This is a genomic window from Candidatus Photodesmus blepharonis, assembly GCF_000731795.2.
GTDB lineage: Bacteria > Pseudomonadota > Gammaproteobacteria > Enterobacterales > Vibrionaceae > Vibrio > Vibrio blepharonis.
In genome coordinates, this window is the sequence record NZ_JGVK01000027.1 from 171,077 (window position 1) to 188,196 (window position 17,120).

Consider the following 17,120-nt stretch of genomic DNA (forward strand, 5'->3'; position numbering starts at 1 on the left):
GGTTATAAATGGTGGCTATTTTTGAAATTAAGAAGCAAGCAGTGAGAATGACATTAATGTGGAAATGGCTTTATCCTTACACAAAATTTGAATCGGTTTATCAAATATGTGGTAAATTATTTTTATTGTTTGCCGTATTAGCGTTGTTATTTCTTTCTATTGGAACAATATGGGGACTTATGTATGCCCCTCCAGATTATCAGCAAGGTGATGGATTTAGAATTATTTATATTCATGTACCTTCAGCAATTTTGTCTATGAGTATTTACATGTCTATGGCACTTGCTGCTTTTGTCGGGCTTGTTTGGCAAGTTCAATTATCCAATATGGCGGTTGTTGCTATGGCGCCGATTGGTGCCGTATTTACTTTTCTTGCGTTGTTCACTGGTTCGATTTGGGGCAAAACGATGTGGGGGACTTGGTGGGTATGGGATGCACGTCTTACGGCTGAGTTAGTTCTTCTTCTCCTTTATTTAGGTGTGATTTCTCTTCATCATGCATTTAATGATCAAGAAGTTGCAGTTAAGATCTCTAGTGTTTTAGCGGTTGTTGGTGTGGTTAATTTACCAGTTATTCATTTTTCAGTGGAATGGTGGAATACTCTTCATCAAGGTGCGACGATTACTAAGTTTGAAAAACCTTCGATTTCAAATGATATGCTTTGGCCGTTGCTTTTTAATATTTTTGGTTTTGCTTTTTTTCACGCTACGATCATCATGGTTCGCATGCGCAATGAAATTATTCGTAAAGAGAGAAATCGCTTGTGGGTTATTGAGCTTGCAAGAAAAAATGTGAGAGATAGTTAAATGTATTTTGAATTGAACGAATTATTTTGTATGGGTCGATATACTATTTATATATGGGTTGCCTTTGGTGTTACTTTTCTTTCTATGTTTGTTCTGCTTATCTTCAGTGTTCGTCAAGGTCGGAATCTCTTAATTGAAATTCAGGCTAAAGTTGAAAGGAAAGTACATATCGAAAAGTTGGAGAATACTTTATGACTTTCAGATGTCGTAATCGGTTTGGTATTGTTCTTCTAATATTTTCGGGTATTGCTTCAACTGTTGCTTTGATGCTTTATGCACTGGAGCAAAACATAGATCTTTTTTATACTCCGACAGAGTTAGTAAAAGGTAAGAAACATAATGGAAAAAAACCAGAAATTGGTCAGCGTTTGCGTGTCGGTGGCATAGTTGTTGACGGTTCTCTTAAGCGCGATGTAAATTCTCTAAAAGTAGTTTTTGAACTACGCGATGAAGAATTTAAGGTGACAGTTATTTATGATGGAATTCTTCCGGATTTATTTCGTGATGGTCAGGGAATTGTTGCACAAGGTATTCTTGTCGATAGAACAACATTTGAAGCATTTGAAGTTTTAGCTAAGCATGATGAAAAGTATATGCCGATTCAAGTAGCAGAAGCAATGAAGAAAACCCATAAACCTCTTCAGTATTCAGAAAAGCAAAAGAAAGGAAACATTCGATGACTGCTGAAATTGGTCATTTCTCATTAATTCTTTCATTAAGTATGGCAATATTACTAAGTGTTCTACCTTTGATTGGTCTATCTCGAGGCAATGTCATTCTAATTGACTCTGCTAAACCCTTATCTTTCGGAACATTTTGTTTAATATTAGTATCGTTTGTTACTTTACTATGGGCGTTCTATACCCATGATTTTACATTATCTTATGTAGTAATGAATTCAAATACACAATTACCTTGGTACTATCGATTAAGTGCAACATGGGGTGCCCATGAGGGTTCGTTGTTGTTGTGGGTATTAATTCAGGCAGGTTGGACTCTTTCCTTAGCGATTTTTAGTCCTGGTATACCTCAAAAATCAATTGCCCATGTATTATCAATTATGGGAATGATCACTGCAGGTCTTTTGCTGTTTATTATAATGACCTCAAACCCGTTTTTGCGTACGTTACCATTTTTCCCTGTTGATGGGAATGATCTTAATCCATTTCTACAAGATGTGGGATTAATTTTTCATCCCCCTATATTATATATGGGTTATGTTGGTTTTTCTGTCGCATTTTCATTCGCTATAGCTTCATTGATGATCGGTAATTTTGATACGTCATGGTTTAGTTGGTCTCGTCCGTGGACAACTACAGCATGGTTATTCTTAACATTAGGCATTACATTAGGTTCATGGTGGGCATACTACGAACTTGGCTGGGGTGGGTGGTGGTTTTGGGATCCAGTGGAAAACGCATCTCTTATGCCTTGGTTAGCAGGAACTGCTTTGATGCATTCTCTCATCGTTACAGAGAAACGTGGTACCTTTCAGATTTGGACGATACTCTTAGCTATCTCCACATTTTCTTTGAGTTTGCTTGGTACATTTTTAGTACGTTCTGGAATCTTGATATCAGTGCATACGTTTGCTTCTGATCCATCTCGTGGTATGTTCATTCTGCTTTTTTTAGTCTGTGTTATTGGTGGATCTTTGTTATTGTTTGCTCTGAAAGTGAAAAAAGTGCGCGTACAAGGTAATTTTGAACTGATATCTCGTGAAAGTATGTTGCTTGGTAACAACGTTTTATTTATTGCTGCTTTAGTTGTTGTGCTTGTTGGAACCTTATTGCCATTAGTGCATAAACAAATTGGTTTAGGCTCACTGTCGGTTGGTGCTCCGTTTTTTAATATATTGTTTGCCTGGTTAATGATTCCATTTTCATTTTTCTTAGGTATTGCACCGATTGTTCGATGGAAACGTGATCGTCTATCGAGACTAATTAAACCAGTATTGATTGCAGGATTGATTTCTTTAATTTTTGGTGCATTAGTCATATTCTTTTTTTTAGAGCATCATACAAGTATGGTATATGCGGGCTTGGTAATGGTGTTTTGGGTTGTCATTTTGCATTTCTTTGGGTTATATGAGCGTATTATTCATTGCCAGAATTTTATAAAAGGGATAAATAGGTTGAAATCCACCTATTGGGCGATGATGTTTGCTCATATTGGTTTAGCCATTACAGTGATCGGAATTGTAATAGTGGAAAATTATAGTATTGAACGTGATGTGAAATTAGCACTCGGTGAGCGTTTTCAAATTCGAGACTATGAATTTTATTTTCAAAAGCTACGCAATAAAGATGGTCCTAACTATGAGGGTTATATTGCTGATTTTGAGGTAAGCCAACGTGGAAGATATATTAATACTCTTCAAGCAGAGAAGCGTTTTTACACTACTTCTCACCTAGTTACTACTGAAGTGGCAATTGACGTCGGCATTATGCGTGATCTATATATTGCTATGGGCGATCGTCTAGATGAGAAGCACTGGGCAGTCCGTGTTCATTATAAACCTTTTATACGTTGGATTTGGATCGGTTCGTTATTTATGGTGTTAGGTGGATTAATTTCTGTTTTTGGCAGGCGCAAGCATTGTTGTAAATTAGCCGAAACTGGATCATGGTAAGTGAAACAGAAAATTGTATTTATTCCGTTAGCAATATTTGTGTTCCTAATTGTAGTACTGTTTATCCAGCTTTACCAAAATTTGGATGGTGATCATCCGAGTAAGTTAGAATCAGTGTTGATTGGTAAAACAATACCTGAATTTACTTTAGAAGACTTAGAGGAATCTGGGAAGTTTTATGATAAAACTATTTTTAATGGAAAACCTCTGTTACTGCATGTATGGGCAACGTGGTGTCCTGCTTGTTATGCTGAGCATCAATACTTAAATGAGTTAGCCAAAAAGAAAGTGAGAATTGTTGGCCTTAACTATAGAGACGAACGTGTTAAGGCAATACGATGGTTAAATGAGCTAGGGAATCCTTATTTTGTTAGTCTTTTTGATAAATATGGTACATTGTCCTTAGATCTTGGTGTGTATGGTGCACCCGAAATGTTTTTAATCGATAGAAATGGTATCATCCGCTATCGGCATGTAGGTGAAATTAATTTGCATAGTTGGAACACAGTATTAATGCCCATGTATAACAGCCTTTTAAGGGAAGTTGGGTTATGAAAAGCTTCCATTTTTTTCTGCTTACAACGATTTTTATTTTCTTAGAAGATGTACACTCGGCTATCAATATGTATGAATTCAATGACTTAAAGAAAGAGCTTCAGTTTAAAGCATTGCGTAATACGTTGCGTTGTCCTGAGTGTCAGAATAATACTATCGCCGATTCAAATTCAGAACTTGCAAAACGTCTTAGCCAAAAAGTGTATGAAATGACAATAAAAGGCAGATCAGAGCAAGAAATTATTGATTATATGGTTGCTCGTTATGGTAATTTTGTGACTTATAACCCGCCTTTAACTCTTGCTACTCTGATTCTTTGGATTAGCCCAATTTTTGTTATCATTCTCGGTTTCGGCCTAATTATTAACTATAGTTGCAAATCGAAAGTGAGATAGGGGAGTAGCGATGTTATTTTGGATAACCTCTATAGCACTTATTTTATTTAGTTCCTTTCTCCTTATTTTGGCGATAATTAAACAAAAAAAGACGTATGATTGTAAGCTACTTATCAAGGAAAGTCAGGTACTTACTCAAACTTTGGAAAAAAAAGAACAGGAAACAGTAGTTTGGCCAGTATGGGTATTGGTTTTGTCTATTCTCTTAATGGTAATATTTTCTTATGGAATGTACGCAAAATTTGGGGCAGCTTCTAAAGTTTTAGATTGGAAGAAAGTGAGTGATAATTTACCTAAATTGTCTAAAAAGATCGTATTAGACGGGATTTCTTCATTAACTGATGATGAAATGCGAGATTTTATGTTGAGTTTGCGCACGCGATTGCACCATCAAGCAGAAGATGTAGCAGGTTGGGTACTTTTGAGCAGTATAGCACTGATGAACCATGATTTGCAGACATCTATTGATGCTATGAAAAGGGCGTACGTTCTAGAACCAGAAAATGTAGATGTAAAGTCTAGTTATGCTCGGGTATTAATGCTTTCGCAAAATAATTTAGATCGAAATCGTGCCCATATGCTTTTTAGTCAACTTCATCAAAAATAATTATATTATTTTCGATAAGTTTTTCTGCTTAGCTAAAAGGCTATTTGAAATTCATGAAATAAATATTCATTGATATGTGGTACTATTTTTTAGGTCGATAGCGTTTTATTTTATAGAAGCGGTTTCCGGTGGCATACTATATGATTCGAGCGTTGGTTATTTCTTTGTTTATTACTTCAGCTTTAGGGTGTGCAGTAGTGCCTAAAAGTAAAGTTGTTACTAACAAGGATGATCCACTAGAGAAAGTTAACCGTGTTATGTGGATTGTAAATTACGATTATTTAGATCCATATCTTTTACGTCCTATTTCTCTTGCTTACGTCGAGTATATTCCGAGATTCATTAGAAGCGGGATCTCAAATTTTTTGGGTAATTTGGATCAACCTTCAAGTGCAATTAATACTCTAATAGCGGGAAATAATGCAAAGTCATTAGCTCATTTAAGCCGTTTTTTAGTAAATAGTACATTTGGTTTATTAGGTTTTATAGATGTTGCTTCAGAAATTGGTATTGTTAGGCATACTAATAAAGCTTTTAGCGATGTTGCTGGGTATTACGGAGTAAAAGATGGTTTGTACACAGTTTTGCCTATTTATGGTCCCTGGACTATAAGAGAACTTGTGAATGTTACCGATGTTTTATATCCACCACTATCTTATCTCAACATTTACTTGAGTTTCGGAAAATGGATATTAGAAGCAATGGAATCTAGAGCTTCTTTGATATCCTTAGAATTGCAACTGAAAGATTCTCCAGATCCATATGCGTTAACTAGAGAAATCTATCTTCAGAGTCGAAGTTTTAAAGCTGGAATCGAGGTTGATCGTGATCTTTATGAGAATGAAGAGTATTTCGACGAGTATTTTAATGAATAATTGTAAATCAAGTTCTCAGTCAATGATATTGTATTCATTTTTTAATATCTGAATGATTTCTTTTCTAGGTTTTTGAGCTAATGCAATTCTACTCCCAGTAATAATTTCAGCGACGTCTACGTAAGTCTTTGACATTTTTTGAAAAAAATAAACTGGTAATTCGCTATTCAGTGCTAGTTGCTTTCTTTCCAGCACTCGCTCTTTATTTAGCAAAATATCATAATCTACGAAATAATTCAGCAGAAGTTGACGAAATTTTTCTTTTGAGTTTTCAACAGTATTCCCCATTTGATATGCTTGAGTATCCCAAATTCGAGAAGAATCTGGTGTTCCGACTTCATCTATATAGAGAAGTTTTTGTTTACCATATACGTCAGTCACATAGCCAAATTCAAATTTTGTATCAACGAGAGTGAGTTTGACGTTTGCTAACCTGTTACTAATAAGAGAAAATCCTTCCTTTAAGAGTTTTTCATATTGTGAGATATCTTCCATTTTTAAAAAATTGAAGACGGAAAAGTTTTCTTCGATGTTTTCACGAGTAATATGAATATCGTCAATTTCAGGGATCCCTGGAACTCCTTTGATGATTCCTTTAGTGGATGGTGTGACTAAAAGTTTTGGTAACTCCATGTTTTCTTTTAGGTCTTCTGGTAGGGTAAGACCACAAAATTTGCGTTTTCCATCTTTATAGGAGCGCCACATTGATCCTGTAATAAACCTACGACATATACCTTCAATCATGATAGGCTTGGCTTTTCGCACAACCCAAACTAAGGGATGTGGGATATCTAAAATATGATTGTCAGCTAAGTTGTTTTTTTTGAAGAGTTTAAACCAGTAGTTTGAGATAGCGTTAAGAGATGCTCCTTTGCCTGGAACACCTTTTATGTTGTTTTTCCCATACCAGACACAGTCGAATGCTGATATACGATCGCTAATTATCATAATTGCTAGCGGTGTATTGAGGGGGACTTTATATTTTTTCTGTTTTATCAGACGTTGGCTATCTTTTCGATTTAACCAATATACGGACCGCACCTTACCTTTGTGTATTGGTTGATCGGTGCGAATTGGAAAATCATCGGTAATAGCTAAAATGCTACTATCTTCTATGAATTCCATTCGATATGTTCCTATTTTCAAAAACATCTGACTCAAATTTAAGAAATAGAGTTCAGTTATGTTGTTTTTACTTTTGGTAAGAAACCAGATTGGCAAGGTCTGTCACTCTTTCCATCTATAGGGCGATTGATTGAAAGTTTACGGCCTTTTTTTAGTCCAGTTTCATAGTCTACAGTAAGGTTTTTTATTGTTTTATAGTATCGTTGTTTAAACATCTCACGATTAATATTTTGAAATTCTTTTTCAATAAAATCATTGATCTTACTTTCTGCTTCCTTTGGTCTGTTTTGACTTATTATAACCGGGAGTTTTTCAAGCGCTCCCTCGATCCAACCAGAGATAAAAGAATTTACGCGACGGATAATTTCTAAGTTCGAAAGACCGCTACCGATAAAGCTATTCTTGAACTGACCTGCGTGTTCATTCATTCTTTTATAAAGAACGTCAAACGCAAAAGCAGCAAAAATTGCGTACTCAATCTCCCCTATGAATTCAATACGTTTTAACCCTTTATGATTCAGTAATACTGCTTCGACACCAAATTTTTTATTAAGGCCTCTAATTATTTTTAACAACGTAGAGCTCATATCTGCAGGAAGTAAGTGAATAGATTGAGTTTTTCCCATTTTTATAAAATGAATGTCGTCCTTATCAAGACCATACTTAAGCATAAGGGCATGCGCCATTTTGATGGCGTTTGCTGCCTCGTTTAGATTACCAGAGTTTCCCAGTTCTAAACATTTAGTGATCTTTTTCAGGGCTTTTTGTTTATTCATTGGGATCAACGCTGAAGATGAAATCTGAGTTTATCTTTTAAAAAACTAAATTGCCAAAACCCTCGAATCTGAGTATTATACAGTCAGGAACATTGTTGTGTAAAGAGTTTCAATTTACAGTTAATAACTCCAAATGTTAGGATTGATCTTAAAAAAACTATTTTAGTAAATATTTAAATATGATTGTTGATATGTGAGGGCTATTCATTTTTAAAGCCGATTATCTATAAATAATGAAGAGTATACTAAGGGTAATGGATCTGAAGAATTCAGCTTCTATTTTCATTAAATATTTTTAGTTTTAGGTATAAATTAAAATATTATTTATTTGCATAGATTGTCTAATTTCTTAGGTAATATGATTTAAAGATAATGGAAAAGCTTAATACGTTGCGATATAATTGTTAGTGTGATGTAGATATTATCTGGCAAAAACTAGCGTCGATTCTATCGTTCTGCTTAATTTTTTATATGGTCTGTCTAGTTCTACGTATATGAAATAGTAGCATTGTGGAGGGGTAGCATTTATTTAAAGAGCGTTAGTTGTTTTTTTTACACAAATATTATTGAGGCGCTATAAATGATGAATGAAAGCGAGGTTATTCGATCCAATTTCGTTCGCCAAATCATTGATAAAGATTTAGCAAATGGTAAACATAGTAAAGTGCGTACTCGTTTCCCACCGGAACCGAATGGTTATTTACATATTGGTCATGCAAAGTCTATTTGTTTAAATTTTGGTATTGCTCAAGATTATGATGGTGAGTGTAATCTTCGTTTTGATGATACTAATCCTGAAAAAGAAGATATTAAATATGTTGAATCAATTAAAAACGATTTAAATTGGTTGGGTTTTCGTTGGTCTGGAGATATTCGCTATTCGTCGGATTATTTTGATAAATTTTATGAATATGCGATAGAATTAATAAATAAAGACCTGGCGTATGTTGATGAATTGAATCCAGAAAAAATTCGTGAATACCGCGGTACATTGAGCAAGCCGGGAAAACCTAGTCCTTATCGTTCGCGAAGTATAAAAGAAAATTTAAGTCTGTTTGAAAAAATGCGTTTAGGTGGCTTCAAAGAAGGTGAGGCCTGCCTCCGTGCTAAGATTGATATGAGCTCATCCTTCATTGTGATGCGTGATCCTGTTTTATACCGTATCCGTTTTGTCAAACATCATCAAACTGGCGATCGATGGTGTATTTATCCTATGTACGACTTTACTCACTGTATTTCCGACGCGTTAGAAGGGATTACCCATTCCATTTGTACTTTAGAGTTCCAGGATAATCGTCGTTTATATGATTGGGTGTTAGATAATATCACTATTGCTTGTCAACCTAATCAATATGAATTTAGTCGACTGAACCTTGAATATACAGTGATGTCAAAACGTAAGCTAAATCAATTAATTTCGGAGAAATTAGTTGAAGGTTGGGATGATCCGCGTATGCCAACCATTTCGGGTTTACGTCGTCGTGGCTTTACTCCAGGATCAATTCGAGAATTTTGCAAACGTATTGGTGTAACTAAACAAGAAAATATGATTGAGTTTACTGCTTTAGAATCTTGTGTTCGTAATGATTTGAATGAGAGTGCGTTGCGAGTGATGGCGGTGCTCAATCCTGTTAAGATAATTATTCAAAATTACGATGAAGATAAGGTAGAAATGCTGTCGATGTCCAATCATCCCTGCAAAGCTGAGATGGGTTTTCGTCGTGTACCGTTTTCTCGTGAAATTTGGATTGAACGTGATGATTTTCGTGAAGAAGCTAGTAAGCAATATAAGCGCTTAGTATTGGGCCAAGAAGTTCGTTTGCGTGGAGCTTACATTGTTAGAGCCGAAAGTATTGAGAAGGATAATCAAGGTAATATTACAACTATTTACTGTAGTTATGATGTTAATACTCTAGGTAAAAAACCTGTAGATAAACGTAAAGTAAAGGGAGTAATTCATTGGGTATCAGTAGGCCAAGCTTTATCAGCTAAAATTTGTCTATACGATCATTTATTTACAGTTAGCAATCCTTCTACTTTTAACAACTTTTCTAAGGTTATTAATCCTAAATCTTTGATAAAAATACAAGGTTTTGTGGAACCTAGTTTAATTACAGCTAAACCGGAACAGAGCTTCCAGTTTGAACGCATTGGTTATTTTTGTATAGATTCAAAAACATCCAATCCAAAAGCTTTAGTTTTTAACCGTACTGTTGCTTTACGTGATAGTTGGAGTAAAATTCAAGATTATCAATAATTTTGATGAGTAAATTTATGCTAATGAATACCTATTTCGGTGGTCTATTTGTATGACGTAGTCGGGTACTTAGTTTGAAATATTCATTATCATTTATCCTAATCAAAGGAAGCTTAGATATGGTTATTAAGCCTAAAATTCGTGGATTTATTTGTACTACAGCACATCCTATAGGTTGTATGGAGAATGTAAAAAAACAGATTAATTATATTGAAAGACAAGGGAAAATGAAGGATATGCCTAAACGCGTCTTGATTGTTGGCTCTTCAAGTGGCTACGGTCTGTCTTCCCGTATAGTTTCAGGATTTGGTGGTAGTGCGTCAACTATTGGTATTTTTTTTGAGCGGGCAGGTATAAATAAAAAAACAGGTACCGCTGGTTTTTACAACGCAGTGGCTTTCGAGAAACTGGCACATGAAAGAGGGTTGTATTCGAAAAGTTTGAATGGTGATGCTTTTTCAAATCAAGCTAAAGAAAAAACGATTAATTTGATTAAAAGAGATTTAGGTCAAATCGATATGGTAATCTATTCTTTAGCTGCGCCAGTGCGTAGGCTTCCTCAAACGGGTGAGTTGCTTCGTTCAGTTTTAAAACCCATTGGCAAAACCTACACATCAATAGCATTGGATACAAGCAGAGATTTGATTACTAAGGCAAGTGTTGACCCTGCAACAGAAAAAGAGATTAGAGATACTGTACGTGTAATGGGTGGTGAAGATTGGCAACTTTGGATCAATGCGCTCTTTCAATCGGGTGTACTATCTGAGGGTTGCAGAACGCTTGCCTACAGTTATGTTGGTACAGAACTAACTTGGCCTATTTACTGGCATGGTACATTAGGTAAAGCTAAAATAGATCTGGAGAATACAGGGTTGGCGCTGAACGAAAAATTGTCAGCAATAGGTGGTAGCGCCAATGTTGCAGTGCTTAAGTCTGTTATCACTCAAGCAAGTTCTGCTATTCCAATGATGCCGTTATATATTTCTATACTCTTTAAAAAGATGCGTGAAGAAGGTGTTCATGAGGGATGTGTAGAACACATTTATCGTATGTTTAGTCAGTTATATAGTAAAAATACTGATAATAGTCTTCTCAAGACAGATCTTAAGAATCGTTTGCGTTTAGATGATTGGGAACTTCGTGAAAATATTCAAGAGCATTGTCGTAAGGTATGGTCAAATATTGCTTCAGAAAATTTTAAAGAATTGACGGATTATCTTAAATACAAGGAAGAATTTTTAAATCTGTTTGGTTTCGGGATTAAGGGTATAGACTATACGACTGATGTTAACCCAATTGTTAAAAGTAATATCATTAACATTTAGTCATGAGGTTTAAAAAATTATTATCTATGAGCTGTGTTTCAGATTTTTGTCTTTGTTGATGTTTTTTCTGGCAGAAAGTTTTTATTAATCAGAATAATGACCTAATTCGTGCGTTAAGTTTTGCATCCTGTAGCGCAATTTTCCTTTGCTCTATTAAAATATCCTTTAGAATATCTAATGTAGTTAGAGGATTGGCAAGTACAACTCTGAATGCGACTATTTCTATTCGTTTCCATTTCACTGGATTTAGTTTTGTCCGAGATACAAAAGATTTTCCTATGTCACGTTGTCTTTTTTGAATAAATTTAGTCAATTCATTGATTAGTGCATTTATTTCTATAATTTCTTTTTCAGAGGCCATAGATAGAATTTTTTGAATTCTATGAGGGATGTACCGGTAAGTTAGCAAGCATAGTTCAGGTTGTGATAGTAATTCAAAATCCGATTGTTGATTAATTAATGAGGCAAAGTGTTCGGCTTTTTCTATGCTTTGATCAATAAGCAATTCATAACCTAATCGACCAATAATATGCATACTTGCATATACAAGCATCACAATACCGGAACGAGATCCTTCCAAAGTGCGAGTACCTAAGTCTTTTGAACCTTTACGCAGCACATATTGTGCATGATATTCAATAGAGTTTGTGATATCGGGTTTTTTAAATAGGACCATTCCGACACCTATTGGAATATAGAGTTGTTTGTGTGCATCAATGGTAACTGAATCAGCTAGTTCTATACCGTCAAGTAAATGTCTATGATTATTAGACATCAATGTAGCACCACCCCATGCGGCATCAACATGGAAATGACAGTTTTCTTTTCGACAAATTGCTGCCAATTCTGTAAGAGGATCAATGTTACCAGTTTCTGTCGTACCTGCTATACCAATTATTGCAAATGGTTTAACTTTCTTTGTTCTTAATGTAGTAATTTTGTTTTGCAAGTCAATACAATCAATGCGATGATCAGAATCTGTTTTGATCATTACTAGTCCTTCTTGCCCAATGCCAAGTATGTCTGCCGCTTTTTTAAGAGAATAATGAGCACGTTCCGAAACTAATACTGCTAGTCCGCTATATCCATAGTATTGTATTGCTCTAAATAAACCCTCCTTCTCTATACCTGTAAAATTTCCTTGAGCTTTTAGTGCATTATTTCGAGCAACCCATAATGCAGTAATGTTAGCAATGGTACCACCAGAACAAAATGCTCCTAGCGAATATTTAGAATTGTGCATCCGTTTGGAATAAAATGTTTCATTTTTTGAATAAATAAGTCGATGTAACATGCCTAACACTTGGCGTTCTAAGGGTGTAAAAGCTTTAGAGGTTTCTATTTTGACTAAGTTTTGATTAAGAGCAATCATAATTTTTGAAAGAGACATCAAAAAATAGGGCAATGCAGAGGTCATGTGGCCAACGAAACTAGGTGAGGATGTATAAGCTGAATGCGCCACTAAAGCATCGAGCAGATGTTGAGCATGTTTAGAAATAAATTCTGGTTGTTCTGGGATAGCTGAATTGGAAAAATCTTGTTCCATATCATTAAGTGTTTTTTTTTGACTGATAATATGTTCGCTGAAAAATAGGTTTCGATCTTCCGAAATTTGTTTTTCCATTTTTGCTAGCGTGGAATCAGGTTTTTCGGGAAGGGTGAAAATTTGAAGTATATTCTCCAAGCTCACATCTGCTATTTTTTCTGGCACCATGGAAGTGAGAGTCGAAAGACTACCTTTAAGTTATATTATAGAGCGAAAAATTTAAGTAAAGCTGTTAAATCAACTTAGAATCTACATCTTAGTTGGTACAATTAAACCTTGTATTTAAAGGGGTAAATCCGGATTCTACACTCATTGTTTTAAAAAACAAGAAAGATTTAATGTTTCAAAATTATAATTGAAAGGGTAAAGATTTTATCTTCTCTCTTTAATTAAATGCGGTGTATTTATGTGAAGATATGTAAGAGGAGATTGCTCAAAAATTTCAGTTAGTAATGGTAAGATATTAGTAGGAAGGTATTTTATTAAAGTAGCTTTTAACTATACGTTGAGTAATTTGATTTTTTGGATTACATAGAACTGTTTGAGTATCTCCAGTTTCCACGACCTCACCTTCATTCATGACAATGATTTTGTCAGTTATATGTTTTATTATTCCAATATGTTGTGATATGTACACAAAAGATATACCTGCTTCTTTTTGCAGCTCTAAAAACAGATTGATAATTTGAGATCGCACTGCCATATCAAGGCCATTCAATGCTTCATCTGCTACAATGATAGAAGGTCGCAAGATCAAAGCTCTGGCTAAGCATACACGTTGTTTTTGTCCTGTGGCCAGCATATGAGGGTAAAAGTAGGAATGCTCGGGAAGCAAACCAACTTGTAGCAGTGTTTCGTTTACTCGTTTGATACGTCCCTCTTTCGGGATATTTGTATTACGCTTTAGTGGTATTTCCAAGGTATGAGCGACTTGTGCTCTAGGATTTAAAGAGGTATTCGGATCTTGAAAAATCATACGTATTAGCTTGCATCGAACGTTATAATCTTTGTACTTTAAAAGCTTTCCATTGACTCTAATTTCACCAGAGGTAGGTTTTGTTGCTCCCGCTAACATACGTGCTATCGTAGATTTTCCTGAGCAATTTTTTCCTATGAAACCAATAGTTTCACCGTTTTTTAACGAAAAACTTACAGGTTTTACTATATGTTGTATGTTTCTTTGAAATAGACCAGAATAAATGGTCAAATTTTTTGCTAGATCTTTTACTTCAAGCAAAGTACTCATAGTACTTCTTTTATATTTAGTGGAAAATGGCAAGAAAATCTATGATGCTTTATTTCTCTGGTCGAAGGTACTATAACACATTTCTGTTGAGCATAGAGGCAGCGAGGTCCAAAACGACATCCAATGGGTAGATGTTTTAGAGGTGGAATGGAACCAGTTAAAGGTTGTAGTTTTTTCTTGTGCGGAATGGACCTTCCAAAGTTTGGCATCGCTTTTAGCAATGCATCAGTATAAGGGTGTTTAGGTGCTTTTAAAATTTTGTTAGTATCAGCTGACTCTATGGCTTGGCCGCAGTATATTACCGTGATTTTAGTTGCCCACTGAGTAATCATAGTTAGATCATGTCCAATGAGCATAATAGTCGTGCGATTCACTTGATTCATACGGCTTAGTAAACGTAGAATTTGAGATTGAGTAATTGGATCCAAATCGTTAGTTGGTTCGTCAGCAATTAGAATTTTTGGTTTAGTAGCAATCGCCATAGCAATCATGATTTTTTGGCATTCACCATCAGTTAGTTCATATGCATAACTTTCCATTAATCTCTTGTGATCTCTAATTCCAACTTTATGTAGCAAGGTGATTGCCTCTTTTTGACGCCACTTAAATTGTTTCCAGATTTTTTTTGAATAGGAAGAACTTGAGGGAATAGATTCAGTGAGTTGTTTTCCAATTTTTTCAGAAGGATCTAAACAGGTTGATGCTTCTTGAAAAATCATAGCAATGTCCCGAGCGATAATTCGACGTCGTTCTGTTGGAGTGAGTTGTAATAAATCAATGTTGTTCAGGCATATCCGATCAGCAGTGATTTTCCAATTATTCTTACAGATTCCTACAATCGCTTTGGCAACTAAGCTTTTCCCAGATCCAGATTCTCCTACTAAACCACGAATTTCACCTTCATTTATGGTCAGACTAATACGGTCCACTGCTTTAACTAATCCTTGAGACGTATTTATTTCGATTGTTAAATGACGAATATCTAGTAATGGCATTACTCTACCCCTGCACTAAGTGTTTCTCGAATGCCTTCTCCTGTTAAATTGACAGCGATAACAGAGAGTATGATAGGTAGTCCAGGAAGTATGACTGTCCAAGGAGCTATGTAGATAAATTCAGCATAATCCCCTAAAATAGATCCCCATTCAAGAGTTGGAGTTTTAGTATCTCCTAATAATCCTAAAAAACCAAGTGCTGCAATATCTAAAATAGCGACTGAAAGAGCGTAGGTAATCTCTGTTGCTAGTACAATGAAAATATTAGGCAATATTGAATGCCAAAGTAAGTAAAATTTGTTTATTCCATCTAGACGGGCAGCTAGGACATAATCTTTTCCCATTTCATCGTACATTGCAATATAAACAGAACGCGCAAAGCGAGGTATAAGAGCAAGACAAATTGCAAAAAAAATATTACATGTATTAGAGTTCAAAAAAGTAACGAAAATAATTGCTAAAGGCAGTGAGGGTATTGACATTACAGTATCAAGTAGATGATTTAAAGTACTTGATAAGAGACCTTTGGTCATGCCAGCTAGAATACCAATAGAACAACCTATTATCGCTGCTATCAGGGTAATGACAATAGCTGCACCGAAAGTAAGTTGTGAACCAACAATTAGGCGGGATAAAATATCGCGGCCTAGATTATCAGTACCCATAAAGTGTTCACTGTTACCAAGTGAATGCCAAGACGGTGGTATTAGCGATTCTCCTGTTTGAGCTTCAGGTTGATAGGGTGTTAGCCATGGAGAAGTAAGAGTAATTAAAATTAAAAGTAATAAGCACCATAAACCAAATATTCCACAACCATTATCACAAAAATTGTTCCAAAAACGTTCAAATTGCGTTGGAATGTGTTCTTCCTGATAAATATTATTTGTTAGCACACCATTTTCTCCTTGCTAATGGATTTACCATAACAGAAAATAAGTCTGAGAGAGTATTAGCGCTTAGTACGAGTATTGCAATAGCTATCACACCGGCTTGAATAGCTGTATAGTCTTTGTGTTCGAGAGCATCCAATAACCAATTACCAATACCGGGCCAATCAAAAATTGACTCAGTTACAATAGCTAATGTCAACATATTTGAAAGTTGTATACCAATTTTAGGAATAATAGGTGCAATAGCATTTTTAAAGACATGCCGTATTATAATCGCGTAGGTTGTTAATCCTTTGATTTTTAAAACTTGAATATAGTTTTGTGTCATTGTTTCTGCAACCGAATTCCGAATTAATCTAATTACTTGAGTTGTTGGGGAAAGCGCTAATACTAAACAAGGTAAAATTAGATGTTTAATTATATTTTTTAAGCTATGAACACGGTATTGTTCTTCAAGAAAAAAAACATCAATAAGGGCAAATCCAGTCACATATTCCACTTGATAAAGCAAATCGAAACGTCCTGATATAGGTAATATTTGAGAGTGTAAAGAGAAGATCATTATGAATAATAATGCTGTCCAAAATAGTGGTGTAGAATAACCTACCATTGAAGCAAATGAGATTGTAGCGTCAATCCAGGTACCTTGTTTAATGCCTGATAACATACCAAGCGGAACACCAAGTAATATTGAGATTAAAAATGCTATAAAGCAAAGTTCAAGTGTTGCTGGAAAGACAATAAGTAATTCTTCAAGAATAGGAGCACCACTACGATTGATACCAAAATTTAAATTTATCAATTCAAAAACATAGATCAGCCAACCACTCCAAAAATACATTTTTGACCAAGAAGATGTTTCATCAAGCCTTAGAATGCTAAAACCAACAATACTTAAAATCAGAAGTGTAACTACAAAAAGGTTTAAACGACGTACTGTGTAGAACAACATTATTTTACCCTGTCTATTAACGAATCGCATATTAAATTCTAATGAGAGAATAGCATTCAAAATGTTTTATGTTCATTAAAAAACTTATGTAACCATAAAACTTATTGATTTTATTAAATGTCAGACTATTGTATAGCT

Annotated in this window: 17 protein-coding genes; 10 read left to right on the plus strand and 7 right to left on the minus strand. The window is 35.0% G+C overall.

Going from position 1 to position 17,120, the window contains the following annotated elements; all coding sequences use genetic code 11:
* Positions 1 to 56: 56 nt before the first annotated feature.
* The 8 genes from CF67_RS03730 to CF67_RS03765 all read left to right on the plus strand — a co-directional run bounded on the left by CF67_RS03730 (position 57) and on the right by CF67_RS03765 (position 5,870).
* Positions 57 to 806 carry a heme ABC transporter permease gene (locus CF67_RS03730; protein ID WP_034414758.1) on the plus strand — a complete coding sequence of 250 codons (750 nt, stop codon included), beginning with the start codon at positions 57 to 59 and terminating at the stop codon, positions 804 to 806.
* Positions 807 to 1,001: a heme exporter protein CcmD gene (gene ccmD / locus CF67_RS03735; protein ID WP_034414578.1), complete on the plus strand. Its 195-nt coding sequence runs from the start codon at positions 807 to 809 to the stop codon at positions 999 to 1,001. It begins immediately after the preceding gene.
* Positions 998 to 1,486, plus strand: a complete 489-nt coding sequence (ccmE, locus tag CF67_RS03740; RefSeq protein ID WP_034414581.1) for a cytochrome c maturation protein CcmE — start codon at positions 998 to 1,000, stop codon at positions 1,484 to 1,486. Before ccmD ends, ccmE begins: the two co-directional genes overlap by 4 nt.
* Complete coding sequence (locus CF67_RS03745) at positions 1,483 to 3,438, plus strand: heme lyase CcmF/NrfE family subunit (RefSeq protein ID WP_034414584.1); 1,956 nt, start codon at positions 1,483 to 1,485, stop codon at positions 3,436 to 3,438. Before ccmE ends, CF67_RS03745 begins: the two co-directional genes overlap by 4 nt.
* Positions 3,439 to 3,993: a DsbE family thiol:disulfide interchange protein gene (locus CF67_RS03750; RefSeq protein ID WP_034414586.1), complete on the plus strand. Its 555-nt coding sequence runs from the start codon at positions 3,439 to 3,441 to the stop codon at positions 3,991 to 3,993.
* Positions 3,990 to 4,388: a cytochrome c-type biogenesis protein gene (locus CF67_RS03755; protein ID WP_052538103.1), complete on the plus strand. Its 399-nt coding sequence runs from the start codon at positions 3,990 to 3,992 to the stop codon at positions 4,386 to 4,388. The genes CF67_RS03750 and CF67_RS03755 overlap by 4 nt, the downstream gene beginning before the upstream one ends.
* 10 nt (positions 4,389 to 4,398) lie before the next feature.
* Positions 4,399 to 4,995, plus strand: a complete 597-nt coding sequence (locus tag CF67_RS03760; RefSeq protein WP_052538105.1) for a tetratricopeptide repeat protein — start codon at positions 4,399 to 4,401, stop codon at positions 4,993 to 4,995.
* Positions 4,996 to 5,135: 140 nt separating this feature from the next.
* Positions 5,136 to 5,870, plus strand: a complete 735-nt coding sequence (locus CF67_RS03765) for an MlaA family lipoprotein (protein ID WP_034414588.1) — start codon at positions 5,136 to 5,138, stop codon at positions 5,868 to 5,870.
* Positions 5,871 to 5,885: 15 nt separating this feature from the next.
* On the opposite strand, the gene CF67_RS03770 is transcribed toward CF67_RS03765, so the two are convergent.
* A complete protein-coding gene (locus CF67_RS03770; protein WP_034414591.1) occupies positions 5,886 to 6,995 on the minus strand; it encodes a phosphoribosylaminoimidazolesuccinocarboxamide synthase in 1,110 nt (369 codons plus the stop codon).
* A gap of 56 nt (positions 6,996 to 7,051) precedes the next feature.
* Positions 7,052 to 7,771: a DUF2786 domain-containing protein gene (locus tag CF67_RS03775; protein ID WP_052538106.1), complete on the minus strand. Its 720-nt coding sequence runs from the start codon at positions 7,769 to 7,771 to the stop codon at positions 7,052 to 7,054.
* Positions 7,772 to 8,354: 583 nt separating this feature from the next.
* Here CF67_RS03775 and glnS point away from each other — a divergent pair.
* Both glnS and fabV read left to right on the plus strand, forming a co-directional pair.
* On the plus strand, positions 8,355 to 10,028 hold the full coding sequence (glnS, locus tag CF67_RS03780) for a glutamine--tRNA ligase (protein ID WP_034414767.1): 1,674 nt from the start codon (positions 8,355 to 8,357) through the stop codon (positions 10,026 to 10,028).
* Positions 10,029 to 10,147: 119 nt separating this feature from the next.
* Positions 10,148 to 11,353 carry an enoyl-ACP reductase FabV gene (gene fabV / locus CF67_RS03785; protein WP_034414594.1) on the plus strand — a complete coding sequence of 402 codons (1,206 nt, stop codon included), beginning with the start codon at positions 10,148 to 10,150 and terminating at the stop codon, positions 11,351 to 11,353.
* An 88-nt stretch (positions 11,354 to 11,441) separates the two neighbouring features.
* On the opposite strand, the gene panP is transcribed toward fabV, so the two are convergent.
* The 5 genes from panP to CF67_RS03810 all read right to left on the minus strand — a co-directional run bounded on the left by panP (position 11,442) and on the right by CF67_RS03810 (position 16,982).
* The gene (gene panP / locus CF67_RS03790) at positions 11,442 to 13,067 is read right to left on the minus strand and encodes a pyridoxal-dependent aspartate 1-decarboxylase PanP (RefSeq protein WP_034414596.1); all 1,626 of its coding nucleotides are present in this window, start codon (positions 13,065 to 13,067) and stop codon (positions 11,442 to 11,444) included.
* A gap of 295 nt (positions 13,068 to 13,362) precedes the next feature.
* Complete coding sequence (locus CF67_RS03795) at positions 13,363 to 14,145, minus strand: peptide ABC transporter ATP-binding protein (protein WP_034414599.1); 783 nt, start codon at positions 14,143 to 14,145, stop codon at positions 13,363 to 13,365.
* Complete coding sequence (locus CF67_RS03800) at positions 14,142 to 15,140, minus strand: peptide ABC transporter ATP-binding protein (protein ID WP_034414601.1); 999 nt, start codon at positions 15,138 to 15,140, stop codon at positions 14,142 to 14,144. Before CF67_RS03800 ends, CF67_RS03795 begins: the two co-directional genes overlap by 4 nt.
* Positions 15,140 to 16,033 carry an ABC transporter permease subunit gene (locus CF67_RS03805; RefSeq protein WP_034414602.1) on the minus strand — a complete coding sequence of 298 codons (894 nt, stop codon included), beginning with the start codon at positions 16,031 to 16,033 and terminating at the stop codon, positions 15,140 to 15,142. The genes CF67_RS03800 and CF67_RS03805 overlap by 1 nt, the downstream gene beginning before the upstream one ends.
* Positions 16,020 to 16,982, minus strand: coding sequence for an ABC transporter permease (locus CF67_RS03810; RefSeq protein ID WP_034414605.1), 963 nt, complete (start codon positions 16,980 to 16,982; stop codon positions 16,020 to 16,022). The genes CF67_RS03805 and CF67_RS03810 overlap by 14 nt, the downstream gene beginning before the upstream one ends.
* Between the last annotated feature and the right edge of the window lie 138 nt (positions 16,983 to 17,120).

Excerpts from the sequence above, each read along its gene's own strand:
- panP (WP_034414596.1), bottom strand. The coding sequence starts at position 13,067 with ATGGTGCCAGAAAAAATAGCAGATGTGAGCTTGGAGAATATACTTCAA.
- fabV (WP_034414594.1), top strand. The coding sequence starts at position 10,148 with ATGGTTATTAAGCCTAAAATTCGTGGATTTATTTGTACTACAGCACAT.
- CF67_RS03775 (WP_052538106.1), bottom strand. The coding sequence starts at position 7,771 with ATGAATAAACAAAAAGCCCTGAAAAAGATCACTAAATGTTTAGAACTG.
- CF67_RS03755 (WP_052538103.1), top strand. The coding sequence starts at position 3,990 with ATGAAAAGCTTCCATTTTTTTCTGCTTACAACGATTTTTATTTTCTTA.
- glnS (WP_034414767.1), top strand. The coding sequence starts at position 8,355 with ATGAATGAAAGCGAGGTTATTCGATCCAATTTCGTTCGCCAAATCATT.
- CF67_RS03795 (WP_034414599.1), bottom strand. The coding sequence starts at position 14,145 with ATGAGTACTTTGCTTGAAGTAAAAGATCTAGCAAAAAATTTGACCATT.
- CF67_RS03765 (WP_034414588.1), top strand. The coding sequence starts at position 5,136 with ATGATTCGAGCGTTGGTTATTTCTTTGTTTATTACTTCAGCTTTAGGG.
- CF67_RS03760 (WP_052538105.1), top strand. The coding sequence starts at position 4,399 with ATGTTATTTTGGATAACCTCTATAGCACTTATTTTATTTAGTTCCTTT.
- CF67_RS03745 (WP_034414584.1), top strand. The coding sequence starts at position 1,483 with ATGACTGCTGAAATTGGTCATTTCTCATTAATTCTTTCATTAAGTATG.
- ccmD (WP_034414578.1), top strand. The coding sequence starts at position 807 with ATGTATTTTGAATTGAACGAATTATTTTGTATGGGTCGATATACTATT.
- ccmE (WP_034414581.1), top strand. The coding sequence starts at position 998 with ATGACTTTCAGATGTCGTAATCGGTTTGGTATTGTTCTTCTAATATTT.
- CF67_RS03730 (WP_034414758.1), top strand. The coding sequence starts at position 57 with ATGTGGAAATGGCTTTATCCTTACACAAAATTTGAATCGGTTTATCAA.
- CF67_RS03770 (WP_034414591.1), bottom strand. The coding sequence starts at position 6,995 with ATGGAATTCATAGAAGATAGTAGCATTTTAGCTATTACCGATGATTTT.
- CF67_RS03810 (WP_034414605.1), bottom strand. The coding sequence starts at position 16,982 with ATGTTGTTCTACACAGTACGTCGTTTAAACCTTTTTGTAGTTACACTT.
- CF67_RS03800 (WP_034414601.1), bottom strand. The coding sequence starts at position 15,140 with ATGCCATTACTAGATATTCGTCATTTAACAATCGAAATAAATACGTCT.